The following is a 13058-nucleotide window of genomic DNA, read 5'->3' as shown; positions in this document are numbered from 1 at the left end:
GGAATATCTCTTCCCTGAAAAGTGGCTTCTTCAGGACTTGCCACGCGAGAAAAGAAAACACCTCATGCCAACGGGTCCAGGCATCGATCAAATTGCAACAATTCGCAACAACAACCATCCAGCCTGTCTTGACTCATGTCCGGTTCTGCCGGGCGCGCACGGTCAGCCAGTAGCGGCCAAAGCCGGTCAGCTCGACGGGCTGGGTGCGCACCAGCATGTCGAGCACGCGGTCGGTATCGTCCAGCGGATACATGCCCGAGACGCGCAGCGAGGCGAGCGCGGGATCGCAGGCCAGGCGGCCCCTGCGGTGGCGCGCCAGCTCGGCAATGAAGTCGGTGAGCGGCATGTCCCGCGCGGCCAGCAGGCCTGTGCTCCAGGCGGCGGCCAGTTCGTCGGCGGGCTGGGGTGCGTACACGGCACGGAGGTCAAAGCCGGCCTGCTCGCCCGCGGCCAGAATGCGCACGGCCTGCGGGGCGTCGGCCGGCCGTACCTCGACCGCGCCCTCATAGACGGCCACATGGCTGGCGCCATCGCGCTGGCGCACCGCAAAGCGCGTGCCCAACGCACGCAGCCGCCCTTGCGCGGTTTCAACCAGAAAGGGGCGGGCCTGCGGGTCGCTGGCCGTGGTGACCAGCACCTCGCCGCCCAGCAGCCGCAGCAGGCGCTGGCCGGCGTCAAAGCGCACGTCGATGGCGCTGGCCGTGTTCAGGTGGATGCGCGTGCCATCGGCCAGGGTCAGTGCCTGGCGCTCGCCGGTGGCCGTGCGGTGGTCGGCCGACCATTCGCGCCAATCGCCGCCTTGTATCCACCAGGCGCTGCTGCCCGTGAACGCGGCCAGGGCCAGCAGCTTCATGGCCTGGCGCCGGCCGCGCGCACGGCTGCGGCGCGGCTGCAGCGCCCCATGCGCCAGCGGTGCGGGCAGATCGCGCAGGTGCAGGCCGCAGGCCTCGATGTGCCGCCAGGCGCGCTCATGGTCGGGATGATCGGCACGCCAGCGCCGCCATGAGGCCTGCGTGTCCTCGCCGGCATCGCAGGCCTGCAGGGCCACCAGCCATTGCACGGCCTGCAGGCTCACGGCTTCTGAAACGGGTGGGCCTTCAAAAACGGGCAGGCCGGTGGATGCGTGGCGGAATTCGGTCATGGGCTGGCGCTCAGCCGCCGAAGAAGCAGCAGTGCGCGGCCTTGGCGATATGGCGCTGCACGGTGGCCAGCGACAGCTGCAGCTCGGCCGCGATGTCGGCCTGCTTCATGCCGTCGAGCTGCGACAGCAGGAAGGCACGGCGCACGGGCGGCGCCAGCGTGTCCAGGCGGCGGTCCAGCTCGACCAGCGTCTCCAGCAGGATGGCGCGCGTCTCGGGGCCCGGCACCTGCGGCTCGGGCAAATGCGCCAGCGTGGCCAGGTACGCCTCTTCGATCTGCCTGCGCCGCATGAAATTGGCCACCACGCCCTGCGCCACCGTGGTCAGAAAGGCACGCGGCTCGCGTGCGGCAATGGGCTCGCTGCGCGCGAGCAGGCGCATGAAAGTGTCCTGCGCCAGATCGGCCGCCTCCGTGGAGTTGCCCAATCGCCGCCGCAGCCAGCCCTGGAGCCAGCCATGGTGGACGCGGTACAGCGTATCGACCTCTTGGTGCAAAGCGGCGGGGGCGGCGGGCAAGACAGGCTCCTGGCGCGGCAGCACGTGCAACCGTGCGCCACATGAATGAGAAAGATTCTCATTCTATAAGGATTAGACCTTGATGCCCTCCCCTTCGCAAACCGGCGCGCTCCAGAACCAGAGACACCGAGGAAGAGCCGCCTCGCACCGAGGGTGTCGTCCCCCTTCAGGGGGAAGGCGCGCAGCGCCTCAGGGGGTCTTCAAAAACTACCGCGCAGCGTCAGCATCACGTTGCGTGGCTCGCCATACCAGTTGTTGCCGCCGCTGGTGCCCACTGTGCGGTAGTAGACCTTGTCGAACAGGTTGTTCAGGTTGAGCACGGCCTGCCAGTTGCGGTTGATGCGGTACTGCACGCTGGCATTCCACACGGCATAGCCGCCCTGGCTGAACTTGAAGGGCACGGCCGCGCCGTCGAACTTGCCCGTGTCAGGATTGAAGGCATTGGCCGAGCCGCTGACGAAATGCGCGCTCTGGATATTGGCGCCGCCGCCAATCGTCCATTGCGATAGCTCGCCCGGCAGGCGGTAGGTGCTCCACAGCTTGAACAGATGCTTGGGCGTGACGGAGTGGTAGATGCCTTCGATGCCCGGCGTCTTGTTGTGGTTGCGGTTGAAGGTGTAGCCGGCAAACAGCTGCCAGCCGCGCGCCAGCTCGCCCGAGATCTCGCCTTCCACGCCCTGGCTGACCACCTTGCCCTTGCTCAGCCAGCAGCAGTTCAGGCCCGCGTCGCCGATGTCGGTGTTGGGGTAGGAGGGATCGGCCACGGCCTCGCCATTGCGCTCTATGCGGTACAGGGCCATGGAGGCCAGCAGACGGCCTTCATTGAACTCGCCCTTGGCACCCAGCTCGAAATTGCGGCCCTTGATGGGGTCCAGCGGCGTGCCGGGCAAGGGCCCGCCCAGCTGATTGGCCTGGGACTTGTGGATCTCGGCGACGCTGCCATAGGCCGTCCAGCGGTCGTCGATGTCGTAGACCAGGCCGCCATAGGGCGTGAAGATGCCGCTCTCGCTATAGGACGACACGATGCGGCTGGTGAGATTGCCGGCCTGGTCGAAGCGCAGCCAGGGTGTCTGCGTTGCATAGCTGGCGCGGCGCGCGCCGACGATGGCGGTCAGGCGGTCCGTCAGGCTCAGGTTGAGCCGGCCGTACAGGCCCTTCTGCGTGGCGCCATAGCCCGCGAAGCTGCGCGTCTTCCAGACGAAGCTGGGCAAGGGAATGGCGCCCGGGTCGAAGCCGAACACGTTGATGCCCCCCGGCATATCCACCTCGGACAGAAAGGTGTCCTGCGTGTCACGGATCTTGGCCCAGTCCGCGCCCAGCAGCAGCCGGTGCCTGCGCCCCAGCAGGGAGAACGTTCCGCTGACGTTGGCATCCAGCGCCTTCTTGGTGGAATAGAAGTCGTTGGAGAAGCCGTTGAGCGTGGCTCCCAGGCCCGTCGTCGGATCGACCGCGCCGGTGACGTCGGCCAACCGGCTGTCGCTGTCCACCTTGACATAGTTGGCATGGGCGCGGACGCGCCAGTCGCCCTCCAGCTTCTGTTCCAGCTGGGCGAACAGCTCCTTGTTGGTCCTGTCGTAATGGCCCCAGCCCGCCATGAGTGCCGTATGGCGCGGCAGGTGCAGATCGTCGCCATTGGCCGCGCGCGGCAGGCCACCGCGCCAAGGCAGGCTGGCCGACTTGTCGTAGCTGCCGCCCAGGGTCAGCTTGGTCGCAGGCGTGAGATCGGCTTCCACAATGCCGTAGAGCAAGGTGTTGCGCGCATCGGCGTAGTCATAGAAGAACTCGCGGTCGCTGTGCGCCAGCACGGCGCGGCCGCGCACCCGGCCATCGGCGGCCAGCGGGCCGGCCACATCGACTTCGGCCCGGCGCTGGTTCCAGCTGCCCACCGAGGCCGAGGCCAGCACCTGCGGCTGGGCCGTGGGGCGCTTTCTCACCAGGTTGATGGAGCCGCCGGGCTCGCCATTGCCGCTGTACAGGCCGTCCGCGCCGCGGATCACCTGCACGCTGTCGTACATGGCCATGTTGGGGTCGAAGGTGCCCTGGCTGAAGGCATCCACCGCCGCTCCGTCGATCTGGACATTGCTGATCTGGAAGCCCCGCGCGTAAAAGCTGTTGGCCGTGCCGCCCAGGCCACCCGAGCCCGCGTAGTCCACCGTCACGCCCGTGGTCTGCTGCATCACGTCGCCCACGGAGACCAGCCCCTGGTCCTCGATGCGCTGACGCGTGACCACGGAAATGGACTGCGGCGTCTCGCGCACGCTCTGCCCCTTGCCCAGCGACACGCGCGAGGCCGCGTAGGAGCCCGAACCCTCCGTGGTATCGCCAGCGTGCGCCTGGGCCGTGACCAGCACCGTGCCCAGCGCCGCATCGGCTGCCGGCGACGGCTCCCTGGCCGGCGCCTTCAGCGTGTAGGCACCCGGCACGGCGTCGATCACGGTCACGCCCGTGCCGGCCAGCAGCCGGTCCAGCGCCTGGCGCGGCGTGAAGCGGCCCTGCAAGGCCGGCGAAGTGCGGCCCGCAACGATCTGCGGATCGAACAGCACCTGGTGCTGGGCCTGCTGCGTGAACTGGCGCAGCGCGCCGGCCAGCGGCTGGGGCGCGATACTGAAGGCCAGCTCCCCTGCCTGGCCTGCCTGGCCTGCCTGGCCCGCCTGCCCCGCCTGCACGGACGGTGGCTGCTGCGCCTGCACCGCAGGCTGCGCCATAGCAACCAGGGCTGCGGCCACCAGCGACGGCATCCTTGCCCGCCGCCATGGCCTGCCCCTGTGCTGAAACGCTCCTCCCCAAATGCCCGCGCCCATGGTGGCGCTGCCGTGTTCTTTTCCTGCTTGCATCCCTGCTCCTGCTGCACTGTGTCCATTGCCCGCTGTCGCGGTGTGCGCGGTGCGTGGCGGGCAGACAGCTGACCGTCCGCCCGCCACGCGCATGCGCGGCCGTCGCGGTTGTTGGCTGAGCTGTGCACTGGGCAGCGGCCTGGCTGGCAACCATGGAGGCGAGAAAACCCGCCCTCCATGAAGGTAAAACCCGCTTTCGTGCCAAAGTGGGAACGTGGCGAGGCCAGGAAAACGGATTATTTACATTTATTTACAAACGGGGGAGAGGCGCACTCAGTACGCCGAGATCCGCCAGCCGCCTTGCGCCTCTGCCTGCACCCGAACCGGCAACAAATGGGGCAGCGAGCGCAGAAAGACCTCGGGCTTGCCGGTCAGCGCCACACCGGACACGGACAGCGCGGCCAGCCGCGCATCGCCGTCCACACGCACGGGCTGGCCCAGGTAGCGTGCCAGGTCGGCAGCCACCTGCGTCAACGGCGCCTGCTGGAACACCAAATGGCCGCTGCGCCAGTCACCTACCGTGTCCGCGCCTGCGGCCAGCGGCTGCCGTGTGCCGTCGCGGGCATCGACGGACATGCCTGCGCCCGCGCCCAGCAGCAGGCGCAGGCCGTCCGGCGAATGGCGATCGGGACGCAGTTCCACCTTGCCCTCCAGCACCTTCACCACCAGCGCGGGCGGCCCGGCGCGCACATTGAAGGCCGTGCCCACCACGCGGACCTGGCTGGCGCCGCTGTCCACGGTGAAGGGCCGCGAGCGGTCGGCGGCGACCTGGAAGAAGGCCTCGCCCTGGACCAGCACCGTCTCGCGGCGGCGCGGGTAGTAGCGCACCTGCAGCCTGGAGGAAAAATTCAGCGTGACCTTGGAGCCGTCGGGCAATTCGACCTCGCGCACCTGGCCGGGGCCGGTGGCGATTTCACTCACATGGCCGGGATGGTTGTCCCACCAATTCCAGCCGCCCAGGGCGCCCAGCAGGGCAACGGACAGCAGGGCCGGAACGAAGGCCCGCCGCCCCTGTGCACGCGGCGCCGGGGCCTGCTGCCGCACTCCGGGCGATGCGGACGCGGCGCGGACCGGCATCGGGCTCGCCGCATCGGCCGCCAGCCTGGGCCTGCGCAGTTGCTGCAGGTCCAGGGCCGTGCGGCCCAGGCTGTCGTAGATGCGGCGATGCCGGGCATCGGCGGCCAGCCAGGCATCGAACTCGCGCTCGTCCGCGCCGGTCCAGTCGGCGGCGCGGCGGCGCACGAAATAGGCCGAGGCCCGGGCATGCAGCTCGACGAGTTCGGGGGTCAGCGTCATGCCGGCCCCTCCGATGCCTCGTCGGTCCCGGCCAAGGGTTCCAGCAGCGCCTGCATGAGCCGCATCTCCTGCGCGCTCGCATACTGCACGCGCAGTTCGCAGTAGGCCAGCGCCAGCGTCACATGGTTGTAGACCATGCGCCGCGAGATGCCCATGCGCTGGGCCACCTCGGTCTGCGTCAGGCCTTCGATGCTGTGCAGCATGAAGGCCTCGCGGCGGCGCGCGGGCAACTCCGCCATGGCCTGCTCCAGTCGCTGCAGGCGCTCGCGCTGGTGTGCCGCGTGCGCAGGGTCGGCCTCTTGCGCGGCCGGCAACTGCTCCACGGCCTGCCTGTGCTCGTCGAGCGAGACCATTTCGCGCCGCGCCGCACCGCCCGCACCATGCCAGGCATCGTGCGAGACATGGCGCGCGATCACGCGCAGATAGGGCTCCTGCTCCTCGGGCGGCAGCGCCTTGCCCGAGGCCGCGTAGCGAACGAACACTTCCTGCACCGCATCCTCGGCATCCTCGCGGTTGCGCAACTGCCGCCCCAGCAGGCGCCGCAGCGGCTGATGCCAGCGCGCATAGACGCGGGCCAGCAGCGAGAGCGAAGTCTCATCGCCTGCGCCTGGCGCACGCGTGCTCACGAGCCCGCTCCCGCAGACAGGCGCGCGGCCCGGGTTGCCGACCAGGAGCAGGAAGCGGACAGGATGGAGAGGAAAGGCACGGGTCGCGATTGTACTGAGAACCGTTCTCATTGGACCCCTCGCAGGCCCTGGGTGCGCGGCGGGCAACTGCTCCACGGCCCGCCTGTACTCGTCGTGCGAGACATGGCGCGCGATCACGCGCAGGTCAAACACTGAACGCACGCAAAAAGGCCTGCACCCCATACTCGCACGCCTGGCGGTGCTGCACCGTCGGCGTGGCAGGGTAGTCGGCCACCAGCCGGGCTTCGGCGGCAATGCCCTGAATCTGGTATCCCAGCAGCCGGGCTGCCTGGTGCGGGTCGTCGACGGCCAACTCGCCACGCTGCACCGCCCGGCTCAGGCAGGCCTGCAGCGGCGCGTAGATGCTGTCGTCTGCGGCCGCCATGAGGTCGGCGATGAGTTTCGGCAGGCGCTCGCATTCCGTGGTCAGCAGGCGGTAGAACGCCAGCGAACGAGGGGCCAGCGAGGCTGCCAGCAGGCGCTGGGCCAGCAGCGGCAGGGCGCTGCGCACCGGCCGCGCGTGCGCAGACTGCTCGCCGGGCATGGCTGCGAAGACGATGCCAGCCAGCACATCCAGTTCACGGCACAGCACCTCTGCCAGCAGGCCCTCCTTGCTGCCGAAGAGCTGGTACGCCGTGGCCACGGAGCCCTTGGCCTGCCCGACGATCTGGCCGACGGAAGTGCCCGCGTAGCCATGTTCAAGAAACGACTGCGCGGCGACCTCCAGCAGCCGCTGGCGCCGGGCTTCGCCCTTGCTCGTGCGCGCGCGCCTCGGCGGCGCCTTGGTCAGCGTCTGCGCCAGGTCGGGAAGATCAGACATGCATGGACACCGCGAAAAAGAGTAATGTCCATTACATTATCATCCATCGCATCGCCATTCGCCGTGCCCCCTCCCATGAAAACCTCTACCCCCGGCGCATCTGCGGGCCCGCGCTTCTGGGCCCGGGTTGCGCGCCTGGCCCTGCTGCCGCTGGCCGCCTGGGGCTGTGGCGCTCTGTGGTTCCAGTTTCCCGCAGGCGCCGTCGGCCGCGGCGCCGCAGCTGCGGCCTGGGGCGCGTTCAGTCTGGCCGTGCTGGCGTGGCCGGCCCTGGCCGGGCCCGGGCGTCGCGGCCGCCGCGCCTGGGCTGCGGGTTACGCTTTGGCCGCCATCACCTTGCTGGGGTGGTGGCAAACGCTGCAGCCCTCCAATGACCGCCTTTGGGCCGACGATGTCCAGCGCATGCTGCAAGGCTCGGTGCAAGCAGGTCGGGTCAGGCTGGACAACGTGCGCAACTTCGAGTGGCGCAGCGACACCGACTACACGGCGCGCTGGGAGACCCGGAACTACGATCTGGAGCACCTGCGCTCGGTGGACATGATCCTGTCCACCTGGGGGATGCCCGCCATTGCCCACACCCTGGTGTCCTTCGGATTCGACGACGGCCGCCATCTCGTCTTTTCAGTGGAGATCCGCAAGGAGCGCACGGAGGCGTTCTCGGAACTGGGCGGCCTGTTCAAGCAGTTCGAGCTGAGCGTGGTCGCGGCCGACGAGCGGGACATTGTCTTCGTGCGCACCGGGGTGCGCGGCGAGCGTGTCTTCCTCTACCCCGTGCACATGCCTGTCCCGGCCATGCGCGCACTGTTCCTGTCCTACGTGGACACCGCCAATTCGCTGCACCGGGCGCCGCGCTTCTACCATACGCTCACCGCCAACTGCACCACGCTGGTCTATCGGATGGTACGGGCCATCGTGCCGGGCCTGCCGGCAGACTACCGCATCGTGCTGTCGGGCCTTCTGCCCGAGTACCTGTACGAGCATGGAGGGCTCGATACCAGCCGGCCACTGGCGGCGCTGCGGCGCGATGCCGACATCGGTGAGCGCGCGCGCCAGGCCGGCAACACGCCCAACTTTTCCACAGACATCCGCCAGACCCGGCCGCCCCCGCCATGAACCGCGTTCCCCCAACGGTGGCGCGCTGCGCCATGATGCTGCTGGTCCTCGCGTGCGCGGGCTGCGCGGGAGTGAAGGTGTCGTCGGTCAGCACCCAGGACTACATCGCCCAGCGCCGCGGCGATGTGCTGACCACCGGCGAGCCCAGTGCCGCGGCCAGCGACACCCTGGCCGTGCTGGGCCTGGACGTGAAGGGCTGCCGCACCGCCACCCCCTCGTGCATCAGCGCATTGCGCAACGGTGGCGGCCTGGACAGCGAGCGCAGGCTCGCCACGCTGTCCGAGATATGGCTGCTGCATGCCCTTGCACTACAAGGCCGCGGCCCCATGGACGCACATGGGCGCGACATGCTGCTCGATGCCTATCTGCAAAGCTCGCGCTACGCCTATGCCTATCTGTTCTTCTCGCCGCGCTCCCCGGGCGAGCGTTCCTTCGAGGAGCGCCAGACCCAGGTGCGCGACTACTACAACTACGCCGTGCAGCAGGCCGTCACCGGCCTGTTCGAGCGCGACCGCACCGCACAAGCGCAGGCCGACGACGGCACGCCGCTACAGGTCGGCGACTGGCGTATCGTGCCGGTGATCGACGGCATGCGGCTGCCGGCCGGCACTCCGCTGCCCCAGGAACTGATTCCCGCCTCCACTCTGACCTTCCGGGGGTTGCGCAGCATGTACCGCCGCGACGGCTTTGGCGCCGAACTGGTGGCGGTGATGGCCCGCCGAGCGATCGACGGAGAAAGCCCCGGCAAACCCTATAGCGAGGCACCGTTCCCTGCCCTGACGGCGATCCTGACTTTCCACGGCGCCAGCCTGGAGCAGGTGCTGGCCACGCACGAGGCCCGCCTGACCGTCTATGACCCCTACCGCCGTGACCGCATCAACCTGGGGGGCGCCTCCGTCCCACTGGCGGCCAACTTCACCTCGGGCTATGGCCTGTGGCTGGCGCGCTCGGGTTTCGCCACCCAGGCGATCCGCAATGTACTGGGCCGCGGCGACGCCCTTGCGCATCCGCGCATCTATCTGCTGCAACCCTACGATCCCGACCGCCGCATCGTGGTCATGCTGCACGGCCTGGCCAGCAGCCCGGAAGCCTGGATCAACCTGGCCAACGAGGTGCTGGGCGACGAGATCCTGCGGCGCGGCTACCAGATCTGGCAGGTGTACTACCCCACGAATGCACCCATGGCCTACAACCATGCAGAGATCCGCAAGGCCCTGCAGGACACGCTGGCCCATTTCGATCCGCAGGGCCGGGCCCGGGCTTCACGCGACATGGTCGTCATCGGGCACAGCATGGGTGGCGTGCTGAGCCGGCTGATGGTGTCCTCTTCGGGAGATGTACTGTGGAATGCGCTGCAGGAAAAGCACGACTTGAGCGTCCGACAGATCGAGCAGGTGCAGCAGCAGGCCGGCGATATGCTGAGCTTCGAGCCATTTGCGGGCATAGGCCGGGCGGTCTTCATCGCAGCCCCGCATCGCGGCACGCCGTTCGCCGAGAACCGGCTGTCGCGCTGGCTGTCCAATCTGATCACGCTGCCGGCAACCGTGCTGCACAAATTCTCCCGGCTGCACCTGACGCCCCGAGGCAGCGACCGGCAGGACAGCGGGCCGTTCTACATTCCGAACGGCGTGGACAACCTGAGCCAGAACGATCCCTTCATCCAGCTGAGTGCAGGCATGGCCATCTCGCCGCAGGTGCCCTATCACAGCATCGTTGCCAACGACAGGACCGACGTGCCGCTGCAGGACTCCGACGACGGCCTGGTACCTTACCGCAGCGCCCATCTGCCGGGGGCCGCGTCGGAGCTGGTGATCCCTTTCAAGCACAGCGTGCAGGAAGCTCCCCAGGCCATCGTCGAGATTCGGCGGATCCTGCGCCTGCATCTGCAATCACCATAGTTCCCCCACGCGCCCGTGGCCCGGCGCAGCCCGGCCGCGGGCCAGGGTCGATTGCTGTTAGCCTTCCTTCGCCAGCGCGCGCTGCGCGCGCCTGCATCCCCATCGAGCCAACCCCCAAGAGCGAGCGATCCTTTCATGACCAGTCCCCTGTACACCGCCTCCATCCCCGTCCTGCAGCAGATGCTGCGCGCCCTGTCCGACGTGCTCAGGAAGGCCGAGGAACACGCCACGCAGAAGAACATCGACCCAGACGCCCTGCTGCAGGCCCGCCTGTTCCCCGACATGTTCCCGCTGGTGCGCCAGGTGCAGATCGCCTCGGACTTCGCCAAGGGCATCGCCTCGCGCCTGGCCGGCGCCGAGGTGCCTTCCTGGCCCGACACGCAGACCAGCTTTGCCGACCTGCAGGCGCTGATCACCAAGGCGCTGGACCATGTGGGCTCGTTCGCGCCCGAGCAGTTCGCGCAAAGCGAGTCCCGCGAGATCGTGCTGCGCCCCGGCACGCCCAAGGAAAAGAAGCTGAGCGCCAGCGCCTACCTGCTGCACTACGGCCTGCCGCAGTTCTTCTTCCATGTGACCACCGCCTATGCCCTGCTGCGCCACAACGGTGTCGAGGTCGGCAAGCGCGACTACATGGGCAGCTACTGACAGCGCGGCGGCCGGTGCTGCGGGGTTGATGCATGCAGCCCTGGGGGATGATGACCTTCAAAGGCTTGAGGCAGCCGGCGTTGAGCGGGATGTCACCTGGTACCCCAAGAGCCCGTCGCCCGGCGTCACCGGCACCGCCCAGGTGCTGCGCCGGGTCTGCAAGGGCTACTGCAAGCGGGTGAGCCCGCATCTGGCGCAATACATCGGCTAGGGCGCGGATGCCGGCGGCGGCTCCTGCCCGTGCAACAGCGCCAGAAAGCTGGCAGCCGCCTGGCTCAGCGGCCGGTCGCGGCGCACCAGGCTGCCGTAGGCGTGACCATGGCCGCCATCTCGGCCGTGGACCTGGCCATCTGGGACATCCTGGGCAAGAGCGTGAACAAGCCTGTGTTCAAGCTGCTGGGCGGGCGCACCAAGGAAAAAATCCCCTGCTACTACAGCAAGCTCTACCGCACCGACCTCAAGGCCATGCAGGAAGAGGCGCAGAAATTCCTGGACCAGGGCTTCAAGGCCTTCAAGATGCGCTTCGGCTACGGCCCGGCCCATCTGCAGGAAGGCGTGCGCGAGAACCTGCGCTCGGTCGAGGCCGTGCGCGAGGTCATAGGCTACGACTGCGACCTGATGCTGGAGTGCTACATGGGCTGGAACCTGGAGTACGCCAGGCGCATGCTCCCCAAGCTGGAGAAGTTCGAGCCGCGCTGGCTGGAGGAGCCCGTGATCGCCGACGACATCGACGGCTACGCCGAACTCAGCCGCCTCACCAGCATTCCGATCTCGGGCGGCGAGCACGAGTTCAGCCTCTACGGCTTCAAGCAGCTGCTCGACAAAAAGGCCGTCAGCGTCGTGCAGTACGACACCAACCGCGTGGGCGGCATCACGGCCGCGCACAAGATCAATGCGCTGTGCGAGGCGTTCAGCGTGCCCGTGATCCCGCATGCCGGCCAGATGCACAACTACCACCTGACCATGAGCACGCTGGCCTCGCCCATGGCCGAGTACTTCCCCATCTTCGACGTGGAGGTGGGCAACGAGCTGTTCTGGTACATCTTCGACGGCGAACCCGTGGCCGAGAACGGCTTCCTGCAGCTCAGGGACGATGTGCCGGGCCTGGGCCTCACGCTCAAGACCGAGTACCTGGACCAGTTCCGCATCGTCGAATGAGGGAGCACGCCATGCCCGGAATTTCTCGGCCGCGCTACAGCGGCATCTTCCCCGTGGTACCCACCACCTTCCACGAGGACGGCACGCTGGACCTGGCCAGCCAGAGGCGCTGCCTGGATTTCATGATCGACTCGGGCGTGGATGGCCTGTGCATCCTGGCCAACTTCTCCGAGCAGTTCCTGCTGACCGATGACGAGCGCGAGACCCTCACGCGCACGGCGCTCGAGCATGTGGCGGGCCGCGTGCCCGTGATCGTCACCACCACGCACACCTCATCGCGCGTGTGCGCCGAGCGCAGCCGCCGCGCGCAGGACATGGGCGCGGCCATGGTGATGGTCATGCCGCCCTACCACGGCGCCACCTTCCGCTTCGGCGAGGCCCAGGTCCACGGCTTCTTCCAGGCCGTGTCCGATGCCATCGCCATTCCCATCATGGTCCAGGACGCGCCGGCCGCAGGCACGCCGCTGTCCCCCGCCTTCCTGGCGCGCATGGCCCGCGAGATCGAGCAGGTCTGCTACTTCAAGATGGAAACCGCAGGCGCCGCCGGCAAGCTGCGCGAACTCATCGCCCTGGGCGGCGAGGCCATCGAAGGCCCATGGGACGGCGAGGAAGCCATCACCCTGCTGGCCGACCTGGAGGCCGGCGCCACGGGCTCCATGACAGGCGGCGGCTTTGCCGATGGCATACGCCCCATCATCGAAGCGCACCGCAGCGGCGACAGGGACCGGGCCTTTGCGCTGTACCAGCGCTGGCTGCCCCTGATCAACCACGAAAACCGCCAGGCCGGCTTCCTGGCAGCCAAGGCGCTGATGAAGGCTGGCGGCGTGATCACCTGCGACGCGCCGCGCGCGCCCTGGCCGCCCATGCACCCCGAGGTGCGCCGCCAGTTGCTGGACATTGCACGGCAGCTCGATCCGCTGGTGCTGCGCTGGGGGCGCCGAGGGAGTCGATGGCCC

At 68.4% G+C, this 13058-nt stretch carries 11 protein-coding genes and 1 pseudogene; 6 read left to right on the top strand and 6 right to left on the bottom strand.

Annotated elements, in window-relative coordinates; translation table 11 throughout:
• Nucleotides 1–133: 133 nt before the first annotated feature.
• The 6 genes from ACFPFG_RS27725 to ACFPFG_RS27700 form a co-directional block, all read right to left on the bottom strand.
• Nucleotides 134–1141, bottom strand: coding sequence for a FecR domain-containing protein (locus ACFPFG_RS27725; protein ID WP_380109151.1), 1008 nt, complete (start codon nucleotides 1139–1141; stop codon nucleotides 134–136).
• Nucleotides 1142–1151: 10 nt separating this feature from the next.
• Nucleotides 1152–1655, bottom strand: a complete 504-nt coding sequence (locus ACFPFG_RS27720; protein WP_183021579.1) for a sigma-70 family RNA polymerase sigma factor — start codon at nucleotides 1653–1655, stop codon at nucleotides 1152–1154.
• A gap of 200 nt (nucleotides 1656–1855) precedes the next feature.
• Nucleotides 1856–4489 (bottom strand): TonB-dependent siderophore receptor, encoded by a 2634-nt coding sequence (locus ACFPFG_RS27715; RefSeq protein ID WP_380109149.1) that lies wholly within the window; start codon nucleotides 4487–4489, stop codon nucleotides 1856–1858.
• 273 nt (nucleotides 4490–4762) lie between these two features.
• A complete protein-coding gene (locus tag ACFPFG_RS27710; RefSeq protein WP_380109147.1) occupies nucleotides 4763–5785 on the bottom strand; it encodes a FecR family protein in 1023 nt (340 codons plus the stop codon).
• Nucleotides 5782–6411 carry an RNA polymerase sigma factor gene (locus tag ACFPFG_RS27705; RefSeq protein ID WP_183021582.1) on the bottom strand — a complete coding sequence of 210 codons (630 nt, stop codon included), beginning with the start codon at nucleotides 6409–6411 and terminating at the stop codon, nucleotides 5782–5784. The genes ACFPFG_RS27710 and ACFPFG_RS27705 overlap by 4 nt, the downstream gene beginning before the upstream one ends.
• A 205-nt stretch (nucleotides 6412–6616) precedes the next feature.
• Entirely contained in the window at nucleotides 6617–7291 is a 675-nt protein-coding gene (locus ACFPFG_RS27700) for a TetR/AcrR family transcriptional regulator (protein ID WP_183021583.1), read from the bottom strand.
• Between the two features lie 75 nt (nucleotides 7292–7366).
• On the opposite strand from ACFPFG_RS27700, the gene ACFPFG_RS27695 reads away from it, so the two are divergent.
• The 6 genes and pseudogenes from ACFPFG_RS27695 to ACFPFG_RS27670 form a co-directional block, all read left to right on the top strand.
• Nucleotides 7367–8401: an Lnb N-terminal periplasmic domain-containing protein gene (locus tag ACFPFG_RS27695; protein ID WP_197955625.1), complete on the top strand. Its 1035-nt coding sequence runs from the start codon at nucleotides 7367–7369 to the stop codon at nucleotides 8399–8401.
• A complete protein-coding gene (locus ACFPFG_RS27690) occupies nucleotides 8398–10299 on the top strand; it encodes an esterase/lipase family protein (protein ID WP_183021585.1) in 1902 nt (633 codons plus the stop codon). Before ACFPFG_RS27695 ends, ACFPFG_RS27690 begins: the two co-directional genes overlap by 4 nt.
• 135 nt (nucleotides 10300–10434) lie before the next feature.
• A complete protein-coding gene (locus ACFPFG_RS27685; protein WP_183021586.1) occupies nucleotides 10435–10944 on the top strand; it encodes a DUF1993 domain-containing protein in 510 nt (169 codons plus the stop codon).
• A 28-nt stretch (nucleotides 10945–10972) separates the two neighbouring features.
• A complete protein-coding gene (locus ACFPFG_RS27680; protein ID WP_232245744.1) occupies nucleotides 10973–11155 on the top strand; it encodes a hypothetical protein in 183 nt (60 codons plus the stop codon).
• A gap of 59 nt (nucleotides 11156–11214) precedes the next feature.
• Nucleotides 11215–12102, top strand: coding sequence for an enolase C-terminal domain-like protein (locus tag ACFPFG_RS27675; protein ID WP_380110345.1), 888 nt, complete (start codon nucleotides 11215–11217; stop codon nucleotides 12100–12102).
• A gap of 11 nt (nucleotides 12103–12113) precedes the next feature.
• Nucleotides 12114–13040 (top strand): annotated as a pseudogene (locus ACFPFG_RS27670) (dihydrodipicolinate synthase family protein); the annotation flags it as partial.
• Nucleotides 13041–13058: the final 18 nt, after the last annotated feature.

The sequence above is a fragment of the Delftia deserti genome, from assembly GCF_042653485.1.
GTDB lineage: Bacteria > Pseudomonadota > Gammaproteobacteria > Burkholderiales > Burkholderiaceae_C > Comamonas > Comamonas acidovorans.
Note: the sequence above shows the minus strand (reverse complement) of the source record. Positions and strands in the feature narration are given on the sequence as shown.

Coding starts and splice junctions, on each gene's coding strand:
- ACFPFG_RS27695 (WP_197955625.1), top strand. CDS start 7,367: ATGAAAACCTCTACCCCCGGCGCATCTGCGGGCCCGCGCTTCTGGGCC.
- ACFPFG_RS27685 (WP_183021586.1), top strand. CDS start 10,435: ATGACCAGTCCCCTGTACACCGCCTCCATCCCCGTCCTGCAGCAGATG.
- ACFPFG_RS27710 (WP_380109147.1), bottom strand. CDS start 5,785: ATGACGCTGACCCCCGAACTCGTCGAGCTGCATGCCCGGGCCTCGGCC.
- ACFPFG_RS27700 (WP_183021583.1), bottom strand. CDS start 7,291: ATGTCTGATCTTCCCGACCTGGCGCAGACGCTGACCAAGGCGCCGCCG.
- ACFPFG_RS27680 (WP_232245744.1), top strand. CDS start 10,973: ATGCATGCAGCCCTGGGGGATGATGACCTTCAAAGGCTTGAGGCAGCC.
- ACFPFG_RS27715 (WP_380109149.1), bottom strand. CDS start 4,489: ATGCAAGCAGGAAAAGAACACGGCAGCGCCACCATGGGCGCGGGCATT.
- ACFPFG_RS27725 (WP_380109151.1), bottom strand. CDS start 1,141: ATGACCGAATTCCGCCACGCATCCACCGGCCTGCCCGTTTTTGAAGGC.
- ACFPFG_RS27690 (WP_183021585.1), top strand. CDS start 8,398: ATGAACCGCGTTCCCCCAACGGTGGCGCGCTGCGCCATGATGCTGCTG.